The following is a 23,325-nucleotide window of genomic DNA, read 5'->3' on the forward strand; positions in this document are numbered from 1 at the left end:
ATCTATGGGAATCTGTGCGCATAATATACAAGAAGGCTTAATAATTATTAAGCCTTATTTAAACAACATGGCAATACTCAGGCATTAACATCGTTTAACTCAATAAATGAGTCGTTCAAATCACAATTATTGAGCAGGCTCTGCTGTTAAATCTATTTTCATATTAATGATCCCTTCTTCTATGTCTCGTTCAATTTTAAAACCTAAACTTTTAGCCAGCATTGCCATACCAACATTACTTAACATCGTCATGCCCGAAATCGAATGTGTGCCTTTATCTCGATGGTATGTGATCAATTTTTTAAGCAATAATTTACCTAATCCTAATCCTTGTAAATCAGACAACACAATCATAGCAAATTCTGCATCAATATTATCAGGGTCAATCGATGCTCGCACCACAGCAAGGGTTTCTTGTTCATTGTTTTGATTCAAGCGAATAGCAATAAATGCCATTTCTCGCTCATAATCAATTTGCGTTAATATTGCCATCTCTTCATGTGACATCTTACCTCGTTGTGAGAAATAACGTTTGTATCTATCCTCTTCCGTTAAAGAGTTATCAAATACTTGATGTCTTGCCTCATCTTCCGCTGTAATTGGACGAATTAATACTATTTCACCATTTTTTAAAACAACATTTTCTTCTAATTGTTTAGGGTATGGACTAATTGCAAATCGACTTGATGCGTTTTGTATATCAGATGTTAACTGCATTTGGCCATCAACAATGGTCACTTTGTTTCCAGTCACAAGAACAGGATTTAAATCTAAATCTGTAATTTCAGGGTTATCCAACAACAGCTGCGATAATTGTGTCAGCATCAAACAGACCGCATCCATATCAAAGTCTTTTGCATGCTGTTTTACTTTGATTTTTTTATCTTTAATCCCTTGGATCACTAAATATCGGGCAAGTGCCATATTTAGAGGGGGTAACGCTACCACCGCATTTTCCAACGTTGATTGTAAGTCTCGTGCATCACTATCTTGAGAAATAGCAATCACAGGACCAAAAATAGCATCTTGTTTAATCATCACTCGTAACTCTAATGCCAGACCTGATGCCACCATTTTTTGTAAAATAAATCCGCTAAATCGTGCATTAGGCAAGACTAATTTCACCCTCTCCGAAATAGATTTTAATGCTGAATCAAGCTCTCGAGCATTGTTAATATTCAGCATAACGCCATGAACTTGAGACTTGTACTGTATATCCGGTGAATTAATTTTTACCGCTAGCGGATAACCAATTATTTTAGCTTTATCAATCGCTTCCTCAATATTCTGTACAATATGAGTATCGATAGTATTAAGGTGATAAGCATCTAATAAAGGCTTAGTAAAATAGGTATTTAACTTAGCACTCAATGTTTCTTCATTAAGATTTTGTTTGATGTATTCTGCAGCTGCAGTGGCATCATAAACGAGGTGTTCAGGTAACCGAGTGGGAGTCTCTAATAATAATTTCTTATTTCGGCGATATTGCACCAAATGCATAAAAGCAGTGATCGCACCCTTAGGTGTTCTAAAAGTAGGAATTTTTTCATTAGAAAATAGTTTTCTTGCTGGTTTTGCAGCCTCTTCTCCACTCCAATTAGTTAGGATATTAATTTGTTTTTTCTTTTTATGTTTTTTAATAACGTCAATAATGGCTTTAGCCGTTTCTTCGCTATCAGATAAAGCAGAAGGCGAATGCATAATTAAAATAGCATCAACTTGATCACTATCCATTAAGTGTATTAATGAAGTGGCATAACGTTTGGGGTCTGCATCACCGATCATATCGATAGGATTGTTATGCGACCAATTACTGGGTAAACAACTATTTAATTTATCCATTAAGGGTTGATCAAGTTCAGCTAATCGCCCTCCTTCTTCCACCAGATTATCAACAGCTAAAATACCTAAACCACCACCATTGGTAATAATCGCTAAACGCTCTCCATGCAAATAATTTGCATAAGCTAAGGTTTCAACAGCAGCAAACAGCTCATGCAAATCATGTACTCGTAGCATACCCGCCCGTTTGATAGCCGCATCATAAACACTATCGTGTCCAAAGCATCCACGACTATGTAATGCAGCAGCTTTAGCACCTAATAAGGAACTGCCCGCTTTAATCACTAACACCGTTTTATGCTGGGAAATAGCACGTGCTGCAGATAAAAATTCACGAGCATTGGCGATATTATCGATATATAACAAAATGGCTTGAGTTTTAGTGTCACGAGCTAAATAGTCTAGCAACTCAGCAAAAGTGATATCTTTTGCATCACCTAATGAGACAAAAGCTGAAAACCCTATTCCTTTACCCATTGCCCAGTCTAATACTGTGGTGCATACGGCGGCAGATTGTGAGATAAAGGCGATATTACCAGGTAGTGCATTACAATGAGCCAAGCTCGCATTAACTAGATTATGAGGATTAATAATACCTAAACTACTCATGCCTAACAGGCGAATTTTATGTTCAGCCGCAACCTCATAAATACTATTTGCAATATCATGGTCAGTTTCTGTGGTAATAATAATGGCGGCTCGACAGCCTTTATCTGCAAGTGATTTTAATATTTCAGGAATACGAAATTCATTAGTACAAATTACCGCTAACTCTGGCGTAATAGGCAAGTCAGAGACTTGTTTATAAGCGAGCACCCCATGCACAGAGGTGTACTTCGGCGTGACTGGCATAATTGGGCCATTAAACCCAGCCGCAAGTAAATTATTCATCACTAAGTAACCAGCCCGTTTGACATTCACGGAGGCCCCGATCACAGCTATAGATTGCGGATTAAAAAAATGTTTAAGTAACTGTAAACTCATAACAAACTCGCCCAATGTAAACGATATAAGATAAATTAAGTTTACGCTTTCAAAGAAATCTTGCCGTAGTTTTTAAGTAAAGTAAGAGGCATATCATTGAATATTTTTTACGAATTAATTTGCGCCCTCTGTGCGTGCAGATTACACTCAGCCTTTTACCTCGTCCGGAGTAGGTTTTGCCCTTTTTTATTGAATCCAAGAAAATTATAAAACTCAGTTTACCGCTATTTATTGCGCAATTTGCACAAACGGCGATGGGCTTTGTTGATACTGTGATGGCAGGTGGTGTCAGCTCAAGTGATATGGCTGCTGTAGCAATTGCATCTAGTATCTGGCTACCTTGTATTCTTTTTGGTGTGGGTGTATTGATGGCCATAGTCCCCCTCACGGCACAAGCACATGGCGCTAACGATACACTGCAAATACCCAAAACAGGACAACAAGGTTTATACCTTGCATTATTATTATCAATTCCTATCGGAGTTATCCTGTTTAATGCAGGTATTTTAATGAAGATGATGGATATTGAAGCTTTATTAGCAGCCATTACAGTACATTATTTATACGCAATGATTTTTGCAATTCCAGCCTTTTTATTATTTCAGGCACTACGAAATTATGTAGAGGGATTATCACTTACCAAACCCGCTATGGTTATCGGATTTTTAGGGTTATTGGTTAATATTCCTTTAAACTGGATGTTTGTTTACGGAAAGTTAGGGGCTCCAGCTTTAGGTGGTGCAGGTTGTGGAGTTGCTACTGCAATTGTCTACTGGTTAATGGCTATCGCACTGGCTTTTTATGTTTTTTATAGCAAAAAATTAAAACATTACCCATTATTTAAAGAGTTTACTCAACCTGATATTAAACACCTTCTCTCGATATTTAAGTTAGGATTACCCGTAGCCGTTGCAATATTTTTTGAGGTGACCATTTTTGCCGCGATTGCGATATTAGTTGCACCTTTAGGAGCAGATGTTGTTGCCTCTCATCAAATTGCGATTAACTTTTCAACCATGATATTTATGTTACCAATGAGTATTGCAAACGCGGTGAGTATTCGAGTTGGTTTTAACCTAGGTAGCAAAAACAATAATGGAGCCAAACAAGCGAGTTATGCAGGTCTAAGTATTGGTTTAGGTTTGTCCGTTATCACCGCGATATCAACTGTCTTATTTAAAGAGCATATCGCCTTATTATATTCAAATAATCAAGAGGTTATAGACCTAGCGATTGTACTTATTTTATTCTCTGCTATTTACCAATGCGTTGATTCAATTCAAGTCGTCGCTGCAGGTGCACTACGTGGTTATAAAGAAATGACGGCTATTTTTACCCGTACTTTTATCTCTTACTGGGTTGTGGGCTTACCATTAGGTTATACGCTTGGCATGACAAATTTACTCACAGAACCTATGGGAGCACAGGGTTTCTGGATTGGCATCACTGTCGGTTTGACCGTTGCAGCTATTTTGTTAGGGCAACGTTTATACGTAGTACAAAAAACACAGTTTAATTAAGCGCTTAATAAAATATGACACATTCAAAGTAGACTTATTTGCACTCCAAATAAGTCTATTTATTAAGAGCAATATTAAAAACGAAAGCTAACAATCCACAAAATAACTCTCAGAATAGATAACATCAATACTAATGTACTCGCTAAAATAATCCCTATGACATATAACATCGAGACCATATTAATAGTCTGCTGGAATTCAAAAAAGTGACCCCCAACGACTTGAAGTAACATCATAGTCAGCAAACACAATAGAATAAATATAATAAAACCAACCCACGCACCTTTTAAATCTTCTTTTGATGGCGAAAGATGCAAACTAATGGCGGCACAACAATATGCCCAAACCAACACATTAATCGGTGAAGTAGCGTAAGTCTGTTGAATTAAATCTTTTATTTTTTGCAGCAAGGAGAATATTTCAGAAAAATGTAGCTGTAGCGGTTCATTAAACACGGCACTTTTTAAAACCTCAAATAAAGAAGCAGCATTATCTAACAATAACCAAGTTGTTAAATAAATGGCAAATAACCCACCAAATAACGGAGCAATACCAATAAAGAAATTCCCCATTACTTGCCATAAATTACGATTGTTATAAGAATGTGTTACATAACCTAATGTGCCATCTTTGTCTGGGTTAAATAACATAACTTTATGTATTTTATGCCCAAATATAAGGCAAAAAAGTGCATGTGATAATTCATGGAATGGCGTTCCTAACCACGCACTGAGATAAATAATTCGCCCACCAAGCATATTAATTGATAAAGAAAACACCATACGCTGAAGAATGAATAACAGAAAAACCAAAACAAAAAACAATGTAAAATAATGCCCTAAAATCAGTAAATGTTGGCTTATCCAAGCCAGAAAAGATGACAGTTTCATACTCTATTTCTACCTATTACATCAGTGATTTTAATCAACAATTATGACATTGCTTTAATTCTAGCGACCAAGAAGTCTACCGCCGATTTTACTTTAGGTACTTGATAACGTTGTTTTTGATATAACAAAAACACCCCCAAACTCGAATTCTGTGTCACAGTTAATCTTGGTTGAATATCTAATTCCACTAAATCACCTGAAGATAATTGAGATGCAAGTGCCCATTTGGGCATCATTAAAATGCCCTTTCCTGCACATGCTTTTTGTAATAACCAATCACCATTATTAGAAGTTAATATTGCAGGTGCAGAAACATCATGCCATTGCCCTTTTATCTCACACAACCAAGGCGTAGGGCCAACCGGAGTATTAAAATATAAACCTTGATGTTGCTGTAAAGTTAACGCATCCAGTGGAAAATCCAATTCCTTAATATATTCTGGAGAAGCAACAGGAATAAAGTCATTACTCATTACTTTAATTGCTATAACACGCTCATCCGGTGCGTATCCACCGCGAATAGCTAAATCAACTTCATCTCTGGCTAAGGTTGATAGTTGATCACTTAAATTTACATTCAAAGTTATTTCTGGGTATAAATCTGAAAATTCATCTAATAACGGTAACAATATTTTTTCACCAAAACCAACCATAGAACTGATGTTCAGCACGCCCATTGGAGTCGTTTGATAAGATCTTACTGATTCATCAGTCATTTCTAATGACTTTATAATCTCGCTTACTTGTTGATAATAACGGTTACCTATTTCCGTTAACGTCACCACTCGTGTTGAACGCTTTAACAAGGTTGCACCAAGGCTTTTTTCTAAATCAGCGATGCGTCGAGATAGTGATGAAGGAGGAACAGAAAATAAAGCAGCAGCTTGAGTAAAGCTACCCGTTTCAACAACCTGTACAAAATATTTAAGCGCTCTTAACTGATCCATTTTTATCTTCCATAAGTTTATATTCAACAAGACAGTCACAAGTAAACGTACAAATATTGATACTAACTCCATTATTGCTTTTACGACAATAAAGAAAGGCTAATTAACGCATATATATTGCTATAAAAACAATACATAATCATTTTATCAATGACATTTAGCAACAATTACTCATATTCATTATCTCTACAGAAAAAAACACGAGGAACAAGCAATGACAACATTTACTGCAATTAACTTAATCAAACGTCCTACTGGCGGTCCTATTAATGCATCATTATTTGAAGTAGTTAAAAAAGAAATGCCAACCGTTGAACCTGGGCAAATATTAGTAAAACAAAACTACATGTCATTAGATCCGGCAATGTTTGGTTGGATGAGCCCTGATACTAACAGTTATATTCCTCCAGTCGCTTTAGGTGAGGTAATGCGCAGTTCTGGTATTGGTGAAGTGATTGTAAGTAACCACCCTGATTTCACTGTCGGCGACCGAGTGATGGGTATGATGGGATGGCAAGAATACTGCCTAAGTGATGGTAAAGGTTTAAATAAAGTAACAGCATCACTGCCTGACCAAGGTATTTTATCTGTTTTTGCATTACCTGGTTTAACAGCAACACAAGGGTTATTTAATGTTGGCAAACCTAAAAAAGGGGAAACATTAATCGTGACCGGTGCAGCTGGCTCTGTCGGTTCAATCGTAGGACAACTTGCTAAAGCAGAAGGTCTACGTGTAATCGGCGTTGTTGGTAATCAAGAAAAAGCAGATTGGATTGTTAACGAATTAGGTTTTGATGCAGCTATTAATTACAAAAGTAATGACTTAGATGCACAATTAGCAGTTGCAGCACCTAATGGTATCGACCTGTTTTTTGAAAATACTGGCGGTCCAATTCAACACTTAATATTTGATCGAATTAATGCACATGGGCGAGTGGTTGTTTGTGGTTTAATTGCTGATTACGATAATGAGGTACCAGAATTAAGCCCTAGTTGGATGAACATTATTAAACGTCGTATTACGATCCAAGGTTTTACAATGCCTGATCACTTCCACCAAGTACCAGAGTTATTAGAAAAATTAACTCCTTATGTATTAGCGGGAAAAATCAAACATCGCGCTCACGTATTAGAAGGCTTAACCTCTGCAATTGAAGGTCTTAACTTATTTTCTGAAGGTGAAAACAAAGGTAAATTGATAGTTAAAATTTAATAATTAATAACATCAAAAGCTCGTTTTCATACTAGTGATGGAAACGAGTTTTTACTGCATCTTTTAATCTTTATATAAAAAACTAACAATAAACCTCCTATCTTCACCTCCATGCTTAACCATCTAAACTTGCCATAGATATCAATAAGTAACAGAATAGCGGCCTTAAGATATCTTGAATAAAGATCAAACTTCAAATATCAGACTCGAATAAAAGACAGGCAGTAATAATAAATGTTTAATGGTATAAAAGATCTACATCAGCAATATTATGAAAAAGGTTATTTTGTAGTTAAAGATTATTTTAGCAAAGCTGAAATGGCGGCATTAAGAAAGGTTATATTAACTTTTCATGAACATTGGAAATTAGAGAATAAAACTTTCTATCAAGAAGAAGCTTTTAACTCCTCCCTGATCACTGGTAGTCAATATTTAGCATCTGATGATCGGGCTGCATTATTCAACTTTATCAGTTCGCCAAAAATGATAGGTATCATCAATTCAGTGATTAAAAACTCGCCTGCTTTTATGAATACACAACTATTTTTTGATCCTTTTAATCAGCAACAGGAAAATTTTTGGCATCGAGATTGCCAGTATGATTATGATATTGAAGATCAAAAAAGAGTAATACAGCAAACTCAAGTAGTCCATCTTCGAGTACCTATATTTGATGAGCCAGGAATGGAATTAATTCCGGGTTCACACAATCGTTGGGATACCACAGAAGAGTTAGCCGTTCGACAAGAAGAAAATGGAAAGTTAAGCAGTGATGATTTACTCATGAGTCATAAAATCCCTCTAGCCGCAGGAGATTTATTAGTTTTTTCAGCAGATATGATCCATCGAGGTTTATATGGACTTGATCGGTTAGCTTTTGATATTTTAGTTTTTGATGCTTCGGGAGATGGAGCTATTTATGCGGATTATGTAGATGATGACTGCTTGCCTAATGACGCTATATTAGAAAAAATTAATCAACCTGCATTATTCATTAACACCATGAAATTAAAGTCCGAACATAAAGACTTAGATACATTCCCCATTTGTATCTAAGTCTTAGAAACAAAAATAGAAAGAGGTGTTAATACCCAATTTATGAATTTGTTAAGCGTTATTTATCCAACTTAATACATCTGAAAAACGATAATTCTCTAGTATTGCAAATCCAGATAATTGACGTACTTTCAGACGAGTAAAAATCGGTGTTGTTAATCCACAGAAAAAACGTGCTCTTAATACAGCGCTATCATCTTTTCCTAATTTTGCGGCTATTTCTGCGCTTAATTGTTCTGCATTATATTGTTGTAAAGGCATTAAGGATCCCACAACAGGCATAATAGCTGGACGACCAGCACAAACCGAACAATGTCCGCATGCTTGCTGTAAATGACTGTCGGAGAAGTAGTTAGCTAACTGTAAATTTAAACATTGATCACTAGCAAAAAAAGCAAGTAGATGATGAATTCGTTGAATTTCACTGCTTTCTTTTTGCTGAAAGCGTTGCGTTAATTCATCACGTAACCCTTCTGTGATTTTATTTTTATCAACCTTATAAACTTGGGTCATCTGCTTGGTTTGTAACTCAATCAAACCTTGTTGATCTAAATAATCAATTGCAGTTAATACACGGCTTCTTTCACATTGATACGTTTGCTGCATCTTTTCAAAATTTAACGAAGACCAAGTACGTGCTTTATCTGATGTCGCAAAAATGGTTTGTAAAAATTGAGCTCGTTCACCATGAAAGCGAGCAACCAGTTCGTTTTCAGGCATTAAAAATTTGTATTTATATTCAGCGTAATAACTGTAAGCAGGTTCAATCACTCCTTCTAATTCTAAATACACTAATAATGTTTTTAATGCTAACAATCGAATATTAGATTGACTAGAAAGGCTGTTCATAACCACTTCCCAGTTTCCCTGAGATTGAGCAATTTCATTAATAATATAATCAATTGCAGTGCTTTCTGGAGTATCCGCATAAACAAAATTTTCAAGTACATTCAGGTTATTTTTGTTCGCTAAGACTAAACAATCTGAAGCCTTGCCATCACGACCTGCACGACCAATTTCTTGTGCATAATTTTCGATGGATTTAGGTAAATCGTAATGCACAACAAAACGAATATCACTTTTATCAATCCCCATGCCAAAAGCAATAGTGGCGACGATCAAGGGTAATTGTCCGTTCATAAATTGTTGTTGAATTTGTTGTCGTTGCTCATTGCCTAATCCAGCATGATAAGCCGTTGCTTGAATACCCTGCTCAGTTAATAATTGTGCAACTTGTTCAGCTGTTTTTTGTAGGGTGACATAAATAATGCCGTGCATTTGTTGATGCTGATGTAACCAAGGTACTAAAGTTGCTAACTTTTCAGTTTCATTAACTCCAACAACAGATAAGTTTAAATTACGACGGTAAGATCCAGTTAAGGTTATATGATTAATATCGATATGAAATTTAGCCGCCATATCTTGTATAACTTTTTGTGTCGCAGTGGCTGTTAATAGTAGAACTTGGGTAATAGAAAACTCTTCTCGATAACTCGCTAACTTTAAATAATCAGGTCTAAAATTATGCCCCCACTCACTAATACAATGAGCCTCATCAACAACCATCAGCGAAATAGGCACTTTTTTCAAAAAAGTCCTAAACCTTTCACTATTTAATCGTTCAACAGAAATAAATAAAATTTTAATTTGACCATCAGCAACATTTTTATAAACCTGTGCAGACTCTGCAGGACTTTGCATCGATTGGATACTTGCAGCTGCAATACCTTTACTCTGTAAAAAATCTAACTGATCTTGAATCAATGCAAGTAATGGAGAAACAACTAAAGTCAGGTGCGGAAGGTGTAATGCAGGCAATTGATAACACAAGGATTTACCTGATCCAGTTGGAAAGATTGCCGCAGCGCTATGACCATCTAATAGCGCTTGAATAACCGACTCTTGTCCTAGTCTAAATTGTTCAAATCCAAAGTATTGCTTTAATGACGAGTACATAAATGGCCTTAATAATAATATTGAAGCACGTTTATAACATAGATATTTATAGGATCTAGTTATACCAATAAATAGCTTATCTATTTAATTTATTAAAACAGTTCACTTCCTCGTTGTAAATCTTATAAAGGAGTAGCCATTTACGTCAATTTATTGACGTTGTACTCCGTTGTTACCCCTCTTCATTATGATCTAATACTTTTTGTAATAAGGTATCTAATTGCATCGTTTCTACTGCTGTTAAACCACTTAATAGAGATTTATCTTGTTGATGCAATTGAGTCATAATTTTTTCTACTAATTGTTTCCCTTTAGTATTTAATTGAACCAATTTACTCCGTTTATCATCTGGATTTTCTACTCGTTTAATCAAACCCGCATCAACTAAACGTACTAATACTTTGGTTAAGCCACCAGAACTAAAAAACATACTTTTATATAAATCGGTTGGGGACAAACAATAAGGAACAGGACTACGTCTTAATGTCGCTAACACACTAAAATCAGCATGTTGTAGATCATATTGACCAACACAAGATTCTATCTCATTTTTAAATAACTCTTGAACTCGAGTTACTTTTAATAAAGCAAATGACATGGTTTCAGCGCATTCAGGCCAATTTTCACGCATTGCTAATTCAATTTCTCGTAAACTGTTTTTCATCTTCTTTCTTATTCGCTTCTTATTTTAAAGTCATCAATCAATATATCTTGCCAGAAAGACAAAATCCACCTATTATCTTACTAGAAAGATAATAAGGCGAGACAAATGACACAAAACAACAAAAAAGTAATCAGTAAAAAGTTGATCGTAACGCTTTCGAGTATTTACGCGATCTCTCCTTTTGCTATTGATAGCTACTTACCTGCTTTACCTAGCATTGCAAAAGAGATGCAAGTTGATATCGCTATGTTATCTGTCACTGTGAGTTTATATATCTTTGGTCTTGCCATTGGACAATTAATTGGAGGACCTTTATCAGATAAACATGGTCGACTTCCAGTAATGCTTTCTGGTTTAAGTATTTTTGCCATCTCAAGTTTATTACTAACCACCAGTACACATATTGAAGTGCTTTGGTTATGGCGTATGCTGCAGTCTATTGGTGGTGGTATCGCAATTGTCGGTGTGCCAGCGGTCATCCGAGATAATACAGAAGGAAAAGAAGCCGCTAAATTATTTGCATTAGTCTCATTAATTATGATGGTAGCTCCTTCGATTGCTCCCACCATAGGTAACTTTATTTTATCTTTACACAGTTGGCATTGGATTTTTTACTTTATGTCAATCGTGGCATGCTTTGCTATGTTCATGGCGATCAAATTTATTCCTAGAAAGTCTGCTGAAGAAAAATTAGCACAAAAATACCAAGCTAAATTGACACCAGCTCAACGCCATAAAGGCATTAAATTTATCGATGTGTTTAAACACAAGCAAGCTGCAGGTTATATGGTGGCACAAGGTTTTGCTTTTGCAGTTATGATGAGTTTTGTAACCAATTCAGCAATGATCTATATGGGTGTTTTTAAAGTCACGCCAGATACCTTTTCAATGTTATTTGCAGCAAATATTTTTGGATTGATAATGATTAACCGTTTAAATAATTTTTTATTGAATCGCTTTGAACCTTCAACATTATTGCGCTTCTTTTTAAGCATGCAAGTAACTGGTGCAACTTTGTTAGTACTATCCAGTTTCTTAATGCCTAAGATATTGCCATTAACCGTAGTAGCTTTTGTTATCACGCTCAGTGCAAACGGTGGCATTATTGCAAATTCAAATGCTTGCTTCTTAAGACATTTTAATAAGAGTACAGCAGGTACAGCATCTGCGGTATTAGGTGCTTTTCAATGTGCAATAGGTGCAGCAGTTAGTGCATTAGCAGCATTCATTAGTATGGGGAAATTACAACCTGTGGTAATACTGATGTTAATATCTTCAAGTATTGCTTTGTTTGCGGTGATCCGCAGTAACAAACAAGCCCGTTTAGCAAATGAAATTGAAATATCAGAAAAGAAACAACAGACGATTAATGAAAAGTCTTTATTAATGGAACAGGCATAGAATGAGTTTTTGTTAAATAACGAGGGCAATGACATTTCAAAGAGCAGTTAATTATCTATTTTAATACTTCACTTCAATATATTACTTATCAAGCTCTAGAAACAAAAACACCATCTAATTTTATATTAGATGGTGTTTTTTTATCACTTATAAAAGGTGATTATTTAAGAATAAATATCTTCCTGACATTAATCTAAAGTATGACCAAAATAAACTTCAAGTAAGGCTTTAGGCGTATACGGTTCTACTTTAGCAGCAGGGTTTTCAGCATTAGTACCAATAATAAATTGCACATAATAAGGAATATTATTTGCTTTTAGTGTTGTATTCTCAGCATTACCCGCATGTTCATAACCCCAAGTATGCGTTAATTCATGTAATATAAGAGAGGCTGCATTATGTTCATAACCTTTTACTAACTCCAGAATTTGCGGTTCAATTGCTACATAAAGATCAGGCATACGAGGAGGATATGCAGGCATACTGTAAGCAAGCCCGGTAGTGTCGGTGCCACCACCCATATAAAATTTATAATGATTATTAGACGCAAGCATCGCTTTATTAGCTTGGTCTCTGAATACCTCATAATTTTCAGGATATGGTAACTTCCCTTCATAATCAGCATTGAGTAAATTAATATTATTATTAAATGCAGATTCAAACTTTTGTGTATTAACCACAAACACTATACGTCCAAATATTTTTTTGAATTGACGTATTTGATCTTTGTCCCAAGTAGGAAGAATACTTACAAATGAAGCAAAAGGAGCAGCACCGCGATCCGATGAGCCAACAAACATATCATCGGCTAATTTAGGAAGGTTTTTAAATATACGATCTGGATTTTCTAAAACATATTGCACATCAGAAGGATGATTTTTAATTAAACATTTAGCATCTTCTACATCAAGCCCAATACTAACGAGAGCATCTTGTGGGTCTGAAGGTAATTGAGTTGTACTTTGATCTGTTGTTTTAGTGGTATTGCCATCGCTTGGGTCACATGCGACTAAGAATATAATTGTAAATGAGATAATAATTGCTTTTTTAGCAAAACAAAAAAATAATTTTCTCATATATAGTCCTCTAATTGATAAAAGAAGAGAGAAGATTGTTCTTATTGCAGATACAAAAATGGGTTGCTTTAATCAGCAACCCATTTTTGTATTAATGTGGCGGAGAACAAGAGATTCGAACTCTCGAAGGGTTGCCCCTTACACACTTTCCAGGCGTGCGCCTTCAGCCACTCGGCCAATTCTCCATAAAATTTTAATGCTCAATAATTACACTAACTTAGTCGTTGTAACAATGAAGCGGAGCGCATGATAGTTAACTCAGTAAGTTAAATCAACCGTTAACACTCAATATTCAGTGATTTATGACAATTCTTGTCGTAAATAAACGGCTGCCCCCAATAAGCCAGGGTTTTTATGAGTAATGACATAAGCTGGTATATGAGATAAATATTCTTGCAAACGCCCTTTTGCTTCAAAATATTGACGAAATTCACTGTTTTCAAAGAATTCTAAAAAACGAGGAACAATACCACCAGCAATATATACCCCACCTCGACAATCTAAATTTAATACTAGATTGCCTGCGAAACTACCCATTGCTTGGCAGAATAGGTTTAATGTTTGCTCAGCCATTTCGCATTCATTATTCACTGCTGCAGTGGTTATTTGTGCCGCTTCATCATATTGAACAGGTTGTTCTTTCAGTTTACATAAAGCTTGATAGATATTAACAATACCTTGTCCTGATAATAAACGTTCTGTAGAAACATGCCCAAACTGCTCTTGTAATATTAATAACACTTCAGCTTGTTGCCGATTATTAGGAGCAAAACTAATATGCCCACCTTCACCATCTAAACTGATCCACTTATCATCCTGCTTAATCAGATGTGATACGCCTAAACCAGTACCAGGACCAAAAACAGCTTTCATTGCATTATCAACAATACTTCCACCACCTACTTTTATTTGCTGAGTTTCATCGAGGAAAGGCACTGCTAATGAGATAGCAGTGTAATCATTAATGACATAAAGTGATTTCAGTGCGAATTTGTTTTTTAAGGCCGCTTGAGAAAATTGCCAGTGAAAGTTAACCATTTTCACTTCATCTCCCTCAACTGGGCAGGCAATACCAATGCATAAATGAGCAACGCTAGCCGGTAATGTAACAAAATACTGCTCAATGGCATTTTCTAACGTAGTGAATTCACTACAAAGATATTCTTTAACTTGGTCTATTTCTCCGTTGCTTAAATTTAATACACCTAAACGTATATTCGTTCCGCCTACATCAACAACTACTGACAACATCCTTGTGCTCCTGACTTAAAATTAATATTAAGAAGCCTAGTGCAACCTCTCAATTTTCTTATTTATACTTTTATTTTTTGATCTAAAACATTTTAACTCTGTAATAAAATGACATCAAAAATCGCCTACTCTATAATCTTATTGTGTTATAACTGTATTTCTTGTAATTTTATTTCATAAAACATTACAAATTTCTTTGCCAAATGCTAACTACCTTTATACATCGAGTGAATAATATAATGAATACTTTAGAGTTAATTAAAAAAAACCTTGATACTTTTAGTAAATCGGAACGTAAGGTAGCAGAAGCAATTCTAGCTGCCCCACAAACCGCGATTCATTCTAGTATTGCTAACTTAGCTAAAATTGCTCAAGTCAGTGAACCAACAGTTAACCGCTTTTGTCGCCGTTTAGATACTAAAGGTTTTCCTGATTTTAAGCTACATCTAGCACAAAGCTTAGCGAATGGTACACCTTATGTGAACCGTAATGTTGATGAGGACGATGGTCCTGAAGCTTATACCTCAAAAATTTTCGAATCTACTATGGCATGTTTAGATGTTGCTAAGAATAGTCTAGATATCAATTTAATTAATCGTGCCGTCGATATATTAACGCAAGCCAACAAAATTTCTTTTTTTGGTTTAGGTGCTTCATCTTCTGTTGCCCACGATGCACTTAATAAGTTTTTCCGTTTTAATATCCCTGTATCCTGTTTTGACGATATTGTAATGCAACGTATGAGTTGTATTAATAGTTCAGAAGGTGATGTAATTGTTTTGATCTCACATACAGGTCGAACAAAACCTTTAGTAGAAATAGCTCGTCTAGCCCGCGAAAATGATGCTTTTGTTATTGCATTAACTGCCTATGATTCACCACTCGCAGAGCAAAGTAATTTAGTGCTTTCTTTAGGTGTACCTGAAGATACGGATATTTATATGCCGATGTCATCTCGTATTGCGCAGTTAGTACTAATAGATGTATTAACAACAGGTTTCACTTTGCGCCGAGGAGCTAAATTTAGAGATAATCTAAAACGCGTTAAAACAGGTATTCGAGATTCTCGCTTTGAAAAAGAAGATGACAAGTGATAGGTTGTTAAATAATAAATGTTAGCAATAACATTAACTACCGCCCTTTCTATCTTTAAATAGAGGTGAACATGACAAGACGTACAAAAATTGTAACCACATTAGGCCCTGCAACGGATCGTGATAATAATTTAGAAAAAATCATTGCAGCTGGCGCTAATATGGTACGTATGAACTTTTCCCACGGTGACGCAGTTGATCATGTAAGACGAGCACAAGAAGTCAGAGAGATAGCAGCTCGATTAGGTTTAGAAGTTGCCATCATGGGTGATTTACAAGGTCCTAAAATTCGTGTTTCCACCTTTGAAAACAATAAAATAGAACTAGCTGTAGGTGATAAATTTACACTTGATAGCGATATCCAAAAAGGTCAAGGTAATCAGCAGCAAGTTGGTCTTGATTACAAAGCCCTACCAAAAGAAGTCTCAACCGGTGATGTTTTATTATTAGATGATGGCAGAGTACAGTTACAAGTTGAGACTGTTGAAGGTAATAAAGTACATACTAAAGTGATTATTGGCGGTCCTTTATCAAACAATAAAGGGATCAACAAACAAGGTGGTGGTTTATCCGCAGCTGCGTTAACCCCAAAAGACAAAAAAGATATTTTAACCGCAGCTGAAATAGGTTGTGATTACCTCGCAGTTTCCTTCCCTCGAAATGGTGATGATTTACACTATGCGAGAAAATTAGCAAAAGAAGCTGGCTGTCATGCAAAAATAGTCGCTAAAGTTGAACGTGCTGAAGCTGTAGAAACCAAAGAAGCACTAGAAGATATTATTCTTGCATCAGATGTTGTTATGGTTGCTCGTGGTGATTTAGGTGTTGAAATTGGAGATGCTCGTTTAGTTGGTGTGCAAAAAGAAATGATCCGTACTGCACGTCGTTTGAATCGAGTGGTGATCACCGCAACACAAATGATGGAATCAATGATCAATGCTCCCATGCCTACACGAGCAGAAGTGATGGATGTTGCTAATGCCGTATTAGATGGAACCGATGCAGTTATGCTCTCAGGTGAAACGGCCGCAGGAGAATACCCAGTAGAAACCGTTAAAGCAATGAGTGATGTTTGTATCGGAGCTGAAAAACACCCAAGTATTAATGTATCAAACCATCGTATTAATTATACTTTTGACAGTCCAGAAGAAGCATTAGCCATGACAACTATGTATGCAGCAAACCATACTAATGGCGTCACCGCGATTGTTGCATTAACAGCCTCTGGTTCAACCCCTTTATTAATGTCTCGTTTAAGTAGTGGCTTGCCAATTTATGCATTATCTAGCAAACAACAAACATTAAATTATTGTGCTTTATATCGAGGTGTTACACCTGTTAAATTTGCATCAACATCCATTGATAGTGTGCAATATATTGATAATGCATTAGAAACACTTAAAGCATTAGAGTTAATTAAAACCGGTGATTTAATTCTGTTAACGCATGGCGATAATGTAAAACAAGGCTCTACTAATACCTGTAAAATAATTAAAGTTTAAAATTACTTAGCAATACAAGCACAGAAAAACGCTCTTCTATTTAATAAAAGAGCGTTTTTAGTTAAGTATTAGTCTTGTGGGGCTGTGGCATTAAAAATAGGATCGGTATTAGCAAGATCTAATAATTTTTGTATATATGGGTAATCAGTTAGCGAAAAAAGATCTCTAAATAAAGCCCAATCAATAAAAATAGCTACTCTCATTTCTGCATTAGACAAAGGCAATGATTGACTAATAATTTTATTATTTATGGCTTCTAACCCTGTTTCTATGCGTTGCTTTTGACGTGTTAAATAAACACTTTGCTCTGGTGTAATATTATCAAATTTAGCGAGCATTAATAAATTAACACTGCTATCTAATAAAGTGTTGGTCATATTATATAATTCGACTTCTTCTACATCAGTTAAAAACTCTTCTCCAGCCACTTCATAAATATGCGTAAGAATAGAGGTTGAATCTGTCAATTTAAGATCGCAATCAATTAAAATAGGGACCTTCTTGGTGGGAGACAATAACGCGCTTTGTGCAGCATCCGTTTCAATAAACTGACATTCAAGCTCAGTTTGTAATAACGCAATACGACAATGGCGTACAAAAGGAGAAGTGTAACTACCGTATAATTCCATAATAGCTCCTAAATAAAGTAAGTCGAAAATAGCACAATGAATAGTGATAAATACAACAAAGAAAACTTACTTTAGGGGCTGCATAATTATTAGTCAATTGATTCGATCATTTATTGCTAAGTTAATGATCAACTCCTTTATATCTGATCAATAAGAAACATATTTTTTGATCTCCTAAGTAAATATATCTGATCAAAAATGTAAATATCACCTTATTTAATCATGTGTAGTGATACAGACTAGATGGCGATTTACAATACCTGATAAAGCAAGTAACCTTGCGCCCTTGCAAATAACATGCAACAACATTTTAAAGCTACTTTCGTGAAAGCGAAGTAGGTGCGTTATTATTAGACAGTAAAAGACCAGTGAATATCATAAAGCTGTTTATTATCTTTATCTTACGCACATTAGTGACCTTACCTGTTATTGCACATCTTATTTTTTAAAAACTAAAGAGAAAACAAATGGATATTGCACTCTATCTTCATGCATTAACGGGTTTATTTGTCATTATTGACCCTATCGGATCAGCATTAATTTTTAATTCACTGACCTCTGGTACGGATCAAAAATATCGTACAGTAATGGCCATAAAGTCAGTTGTGATCAGTGCTTTTTTACTCATTCTATTTGGCAATTATGGAGAGGCTTTATTCTCTCAATTAGGTATTAATATCAATTCATTACGCATCTCAGGGGGGCTGTTATTATTTTATACAGCTTTCATGATGATCACCCAAGAATTGAAATTTACTAAAACAGAAAAGAATGCGGATATTTCAGTCTTTCCTATGTCTATCCCTTTATTAGCAGGTCCAGGTACACTTACACTTGCGATCTTATTGTTTTCACAAAATAACCAAGGCTATGCAGTGTTCTCTGTTAGTGCTGCTATTGTGAGTATTTTATTACTTACATTAGTGGGAATGATCGCTTCAAAGTACTTGAAAAAGATTATTGGGAAAACTGGTGATGAAATTTTACGTCGCTTTTTAGGGGTTATTCTTGCGGCATTAGCAATTCAATTTATTTATGAAGGGATCCGTAATATTTCTATGTAATGGGTCTATTCATTATCAATCAGGCTTAACTGTATTGGATATGATTGTTCAGTTAAGCCGACACTCAGACCTAATAAACGAATAGGTTGTTTAGGATTAGCTTCTATCAATTGATGTAATAATTGTTCAAAAATAGATAGGTTTAACTGGCTATATTTTCTTTCACTACTTTTAATAGTGAAATCGCTAAACTTTAACTTCACACCTAATTTCGTAATTATTTTCTTATCAAGATGCTTTTCTAATCGCCCTTCTAATTCATTATAAAATTGCTTTAAATGCTCTAAACATTGTACTTCACTGAATAGATTATGTTCAAAGGTCCGTTCAACAGCAACTGATTTACGCTCTCGATTAATTTGTATCGGTCGATTATCAATACCTTGACTATAACTGATTAATGATTGCCCTAATTTACCAAATGTTGTTAGTAGCTTTTGCTCTGAATATTGCATGATATCTGCACAGGTAAATAATCCTTTATCAGCAAGATTTTGTTGTGCCACTTTACCTACACCCGGTATTTTTTTCAGCGGTAATTTTTTGATGAATGCTTTGGCTGACTCAGGTGTGATCACACACTGTCCATTAGGTTTATTTTCATCTGAAGCTATTTTAGCTAGAAATTTACAATAAGAAACACCAGCTGATGCTGTCAGATTTAGCTCTGTTTGTATTGCTAGTCTTATATCCTGTGCAATATAAGTTGCCGATCCTTGAAACATTTTACAATCGCTCACATCTAAAAATGCTTCATCTAAGGATAACGGTTCAACTATGTGTGTATAACGATAAAAAATATTACGTAGTTTCTGTGACACCTCTACATAAACTTGCATACGGCCCGGTACAACCAATAATTCAGGGCATAGCTGCTTAGCTTGGAATACCGGCATGGCAGAATGTACTCCAAATTGACGGGCGAGGTAATTACAGGTCGATAATACTCCTCGACGTTGACTCCTGCCCCCGATAGCTAACGGTATATTTTGGTAATTAGGATTATCTCTCATCTCAACAGCTGCATAGAAACAATCCATATCGATATGAATTATTTTACGTTGTGAATATAAAGAGTCAGATGGCATAGAGTCAGAACACATAAAAGTACCACCTCACCATAGAATAAAAAGACACATCACACCACAAAAACAAAACAACTGTTTTTATAAACAGTTATAATATTATGAACATAATAAATTACAAGCTAAATAAAAATATTTAAATACATTTGACATTAACCTAAGGGTAAAGGTTAATCTTCTACATTAATAAGAGTGATAACAATAAAGTAATCTACTAGAGCAGGTTAATATGATGACTCCACAACAAATAACATTTCCTGTATATGGTATGAATTGTGCTGGTTGCGCCAGTAAATTAACAACAAGCTTCAATGATATTGAAGGGATTGAAGCAAATATTAATTTTGCTTTAGAAAAAGTAACATTAACAATGGATCAAGTAGTAGTGACCCCTTCTATCGCTAAAATAGTAGTGAACACGTTAGAAAAAAAAGGTTATCAAACAGATTATCAAAAGATAACTTTTGAAGCAGATTGGTCATGTGCAAGTTGTGTAGAAGCAACATTAAAAGCATTAAAAAAACATTCGCTCGTATTAGATGTTAAAGCTAATTTTGCGACTAAAACACTTTATGTAGAAACATTAGAAAGCTTTATTAATAATACTTTTATCGAACAACTTATTAAATTAAGCCCTTATACGTTAATCCACAAACAAGTCACTACATCACAGCAACAATTACTTGAAAAACAAAATAATGAACGAAAACAACAGCAAAAAGAAAAATTAAGTGTCAGTATCGCTTTATTATTAAGCTTACCTTTTTGGTTCGCTATGATACATATGCTGTTTACCGATTCCCATTTATTATCTCCTTGGTTTGAATTTTTATTAGCAACACCATTGCAGTTTATTATTGGCGCTCGCTTTTATAAAGGATCATGGAACAGTCTTAAAAATAGATCCGCTAATATGGATGTCTTAGTAACTTTAGGCACCTCTGCAGCATACTTTTTCAGCTTAGCGATGCTGCTTCAAAATAGCCCTCAGCACCTATACTTTGAAACAAGTGCTTTAGTTATTGTTCTGATCCGTTTAGGGAAATATTTAGAATTCCGAGCTAAACAAGCAAGCAGTAAAGCTATTAATGCGTTAAACCAACTACAAGCCATTGATGCCCTTGTTAAAAAAGGTAAAGCCTTTAAGCGCATGTTGATTGATCAGGTACAGGTTAATGATCTTGTGCAAGTAAGCTCGGGTGATAAAGTTCCTGTTGACGGTATTATAGTTGAAGGTAGTAGTTACTTAGATGAAGCATTATTAACCGGTGAAAGTCGTACAATACATAAAGAAATTGATCAGACTGTATATGCAGGAACCATTAATGGTGATGGTGTTTTATTAATTAAAACAACAGCAGTAAATGAACAAACAAAACTACATCAAATCATACAATTAGTTGAATCTGCTCAGATGAGCAAAGCCCCAATATTACAATTAGTAGATAAAATCAGTTCTATTTTTGTGCCCATCGTATTAGTTATTGCCATCATTACTTTTTTTGCATGGTTGCATTTAACCGGTGACTTTGAGCAAGCATTGATCCACAGTGTTGCTGTATTGGTTATTGCATGCCCATGTGCCTTAGGGCTGGCAACGCCGACGGCTATGGTGGTAGGAATGGGGCTAGCCGCTCAACAAGGTATATTAATTAAAGATATCAATACATTACAATTAGCTCATAAGTTAGATTATATTGCCTTCGACAAAACAGGCACGCTAACTAAGGGGCAAGTTAGTTTAAAAAATATAACCTCTTTAGATGAACAGTTTTTACCTTTATTAAGTGGATTACAACAAGCCAGCAAGCACCCTATTGCTAAAGCTATTACAGAGTATTGTCAGCAACACAATATCCAAGCAAAGAATATTAATGAGATACAAAGTGTTCACGGTGAAGGAATACAAGGAAGTTATGATAATGAGATGATCATCGCTGGTAATCCAGCAATGCTGTCTCGTTTAAAAATTAATTTAGCAGAACAATTAAAACTGCATAACATCAAGATAGATCTATCCGAAAATAATATTTATGTATGTTACCAACAAAAATTATTCGGATATTTTTCTATTGAAGATCAATTGCGTCCTGAAAGTAAGCAAGCAATTAAAGACCTGCAAAAATTAGGACTCTCAACCCTATTAATTAGTGGTGATCAATACAGTGTAGTGCAAGCAATGAGTGAAAAATTAGCAATAAATACTTTTTATGCGCAACAAACACCACAGCAAAAATTGCAGCATTTATCAGAACTTCAACAAAAATCATTAGTCGCTATGGTAGGAGATGGTGTTAATGATGCGCCGGCACTCGCTGCGGCAGACGTAAGTATTGCAATGGGAAGTGGTAGTGATGTAGCTAAACAAACTGCAGCAATGACTTTAATGCGTGATGATCCACGTTTAATTGCCGTTGCTATTAAGCTATCACGTGCAACTTGGTCAACCATTCGTCAAAATTTATTTTGGGCATTCATCTTTAATAGCTTAGCAATTCCAGCTGCGGCATTAGGTTATCTAAACCCAACATTAGCAGCGATGACGATGACAGCTTCAAGCTTAATGGTATTAAGTAATTCATTATTATTAAAACGAACTCTACTTAAATAAATGAAAAATGCAGTCATAATATAACCGTAAACTCAATATCAAAAATACTGGAGAGAACCTATGTTATCAATAAGTCAGGCCTCTAAAGAAACTGGATTATCAGTTAAATCTATCCGTCATTATGAATCAATAGGTTTGATCGATGAGCCACCACGGGAGCACAATGATTATCGTTTTTATCCTAACGAAATCATAAAACAGTTACATTTTATCCAAAAAACAAAGTTAGCGGGATTCACTTTAAAAGAATGTAAAGCGCTTCTGCTGCTATGTGAAGATGAGCAAAGAAATAGTGCCGATGTGAAAAAGATAGCATTAGAAAAAATACAAGAAATAGAGCAACGTATTCAACAACAGCAGGAAATTGTGGATCAACTTAAAAAAATCAGTCAATTATGTCCAGGGGATGATCAAGCAAAATGTAGCATTATTGATGCTTTTACTCAGTAGTTTTTTATTCCTGTTAATAAAAAAGCCAATTCAGCATATTAGCTAACATACTGAACTGGCTTTAACTGTTAATCTTAACTTTATAAGAAA

General features: G+C 35.2%; 18 protein-coding genes and 1 tRNA gene. 9 read left to right on the top strand and 10 right to left on the bottom strand.

Features of this window, described 5'->3' with window-relative positions:
* Nucleotides 1-126: 126 nt before the first annotated feature.
* Nucleotides 127-2,826: an acetate--CoA ligase family protein gene (locus E2R68_RS02640; protein WP_134275960.1), complete on the bottom strand. Its 2,700-nt coding sequence runs from the start codon at nucleotides 2,824-2,826 to the stop codon at nucleotides 127-129.
* A 176-nt stretch (nucleotides 2,827-3,002) separates the two neighbouring features.
* Here E2R68_RS02640 and E2R68_RS02645 point away from each other — a divergent pair, with 176 nt between their 5' ends.
* Complete coding sequence (locus E2R68_RS02645) at nucleotides 3,003-4,346, top strand: MATE family efflux transporter (RefSeq protein WP_134275961.1); 1,344 nt, start codon at nucleotides 3,003-3,005, stop codon at nucleotides 4,344-4,346.
* Between the two features lie 74 nt (nucleotides 4,347-4,420).
* Here E2R68_RS02645 and E2R68_RS02650 read toward each other — a convergent pair whose 3' ends face one another.
* The gene (locus E2R68_RS02650; protein ID WP_134275962.1) at nucleotides 4,421-5,236 is read right to left on the bottom strand and encodes a hypothetical protein; all 816 of its coding nucleotides are present in this window, start codon (nucleotides 5,234-5,236) and stop codon (nucleotides 4,421-4,423) included.
* 41 nt (nucleotides 5,237-5,277) lie between these two features.
* A complete protein-coding gene (locus E2R68_RS02655) occupies nucleotides 5,278-6,183 on the bottom strand; it encodes a LysR family transcriptional regulator (RefSeq protein WP_134275963.1) in 906 nt (301 codons plus the stop codon).
* A gap of 214 nt (nucleotides 6,184-6,397) precedes the next feature.
* Between E2R68_RS02655 and E2R68_RS02660 the strand changes: the two genes are divergently transcribed.
* Both E2R68_RS02660 and E2R68_RS02665 read left to right on the top strand, forming a co-directional pair.
* Nucleotides 6,398-7,396 carry an NADP-dependent oxidoreductase gene (locus E2R68_RS02660; protein WP_134275964.1) on the top strand — a complete coding sequence of 333 codons (999 nt, stop codon included), beginning with the start codon at nucleotides 6,398-6,400 and terminating at the stop codon, nucleotides 7,394-7,396.
* Between the two features lie 234 nt (nucleotides 7,397-7,630).
* Nucleotides 7,631-8,452 (top strand): phytanoyl-CoA dioxygenase family protein, encoded by an 822-nt coding sequence (locus E2R68_RS02665; RefSeq protein ID WP_134275965.1) that lies wholly within the window; start codon nucleotides 7,631-7,633, stop codon nucleotides 8,450-8,452.
* Between the two features lie 51 nt (nucleotides 8,453-8,503).
* Here E2R68_RS02665 and E2R68_RS02670 read toward each other — a convergent pair whose 3' ends face one another.
* Together E2R68_RS02670 and E2R68_RS02675 are read right to left on the bottom strand one after the other, a co-directional pair.
* Entirely contained in the window at nucleotides 8,504-10,408 is a 1,905-nt protein-coding gene (locus tag E2R68_RS02670; protein WP_134275966.1) for a RecQ family ATP-dependent DNA helicase, read from the bottom strand.
* A 172-nt stretch (nucleotides 10,409-10,580) separates the two neighbouring features.
* Nucleotides 10,581-11,072, bottom strand: a complete 492-nt coding sequence (locus tag E2R68_RS02675) for a MarR family winged helix-turn-helix transcriptional regulator (protein ID WP_134275967.1) — start codon at nucleotides 11,070-11,072, stop codon at nucleotides 10,581-10,583.
* Between the two features lie 105 nt (nucleotides 11,073-11,177).
* Between E2R68_RS02675 and E2R68_RS02680 the strand changes: the two genes are divergently transcribed.
* On the top strand, nucleotides 11,178-12,473 hold the full coding sequence (locus E2R68_RS02680; protein ID WP_134275968.1) for a multidrug effflux MFS transporter: 1,296 nt from the start codon (nucleotides 11,178-11,180) through the stop codon (nucleotides 12,471-12,473).
* A gap of 188 nt (nucleotides 12,474-12,661) precedes the next feature.
* Here E2R68_RS02680 and E2R68_RS02685 read toward each other — a convergent pair whose 3' ends face one another.
* The 3 genes from E2R68_RS02685 to E2R68_RS02695 form a co-directional block, all read right to left on the bottom strand.
* Nucleotides 12,662-13,549 carry a hypothetical protein gene (locus tag E2R68_RS02685; protein WP_134275969.1) on the bottom strand — a complete coding sequence of 296 codons (888 nt, stop codon included), beginning with the start codon at nucleotides 13,547-13,549 and terminating at the stop codon, nucleotides 12,662-12,664.
* 97 nt (nucleotides 13,550-13,646) lie between these two features.
* A tRNA-Ser gene (locus tag E2R68_RS02690) sits at nucleotides 13,647-13,734 on the bottom strand.
* Between the two features lie 115 nt (nucleotides 13,735-13,849).
* Complete coding sequence (locus E2R68_RS02695) at nucleotides 13,850-14,800, bottom strand: glucokinase (protein ID WP_134275970.1); 951 nt, start codon at nucleotides 14,798-14,800, stop codon at nucleotides 13,850-13,852.
* A gap of 239 nt (nucleotides 14,801-15,039) precedes the next feature.
* Here E2R68_RS02695 and E2R68_RS02700 point away from each other — a divergent pair, with 239 nt between their 5' ends.
* On the top strand, nucleotides 15,040-15,894 hold the full coding sequence (locus tag E2R68_RS02700) for a MurR/RpiR family transcriptional regulator (protein WP_134275971.1): 855 nt from the start codon (nucleotides 15,040-15,042) through the stop codon (nucleotides 15,892-15,894).
* 71 nt (nucleotides 15,895-15,965) lie between these two features.
* A complete protein-coding gene (gene pyk / locus E2R68_RS02705; protein ID WP_134275972.1) occupies nucleotides 15,966-17,396 on the top strand; it encodes a pyruvate kinase in 1,431 nt (476 codons plus the stop codon).
* A 68-nt stretch (nucleotides 17,397-17,464) separates the two neighbouring features.
* Here the strand turns inward: pyk and E2R68_RS02710 are convergent, their stop codons facing one another.
* Nucleotides 17,465-18,025, bottom strand: coding sequence for a glutathione S-transferase family protein (locus E2R68_RS02710; RefSeq protein WP_134275973.1), 561 nt, complete (start codon nucleotides 18,023-18,025; stop codon nucleotides 17,465-17,467).
* A 467-nt stretch (nucleotides 18,026-18,492) separates the two neighbouring features.
* Between E2R68_RS02710 and E2R68_RS02720 the strand changes: the two genes are divergently transcribed.
* The gene (locus E2R68_RS02720) at nucleotides 18,493-19,089 is read left to right on the top strand and encodes a MarC family protein (RefSeq protein WP_134275974.1); all 597 of its coding nucleotides are present in this window, start codon (nucleotides 18,493-18,495) and stop codon (nucleotides 19,087-19,089) included.
* 5 nt (nucleotides 19,090-19,094) lie between these two features.
* Here E2R68_RS02720 and dinB read toward each other — a convergent pair whose 3' ends face one another.
* Nucleotides 19,095-20,192, bottom strand: coding sequence for a DNA polymerase IV (gene dinB / locus E2R68_RS02725; RefSeq protein WP_243834579.1), 1,098 nt, complete (start codon nucleotides 20,190-20,192; stop codon nucleotides 19,095-19,097).
* Nucleotides 20,193-20,403: 211 nt separating this feature from the next.
* Here dinB and E2R68_RS02730 point away from each other — a divergent pair, with 211 nt between their 5' ends.
* Together E2R68_RS02730 and E2R68_RS02735 are read left to right on the top strand one after the other, a co-directional pair.
* Nucleotides 20,404-22,785, top strand: coding sequence for a heavy metal translocating P-type ATPase (locus E2R68_RS02730; protein WP_134275975.1), 2,382 nt, complete (start codon nucleotides 20,404-20,406; stop codon nucleotides 22,783-22,785).
* Between the two features lie 60 nt (nucleotides 22,786-22,845).
* On the top strand, nucleotides 22,846-23,235 hold the full coding sequence (locus E2R68_RS02735; protein WP_134275976.1) for a MerR family DNA-binding protein: 390 nt from the start codon (nucleotides 22,846-22,848) through the stop codon (nucleotides 23,233-23,235).
* The last annotated feature ends 90 nt before the right edge of the window (nucleotides 23,236-23,325 follow it).

Source organism: Psychromonas algarum, from assembly GCF_004376845.1.
In the GTDB taxonomy this organism is placed as follows: Bacteria; Pseudomonadota; Gammaproteobacteria; order Enterobacterales; family Psychromonadaceae; genus Psychromonas.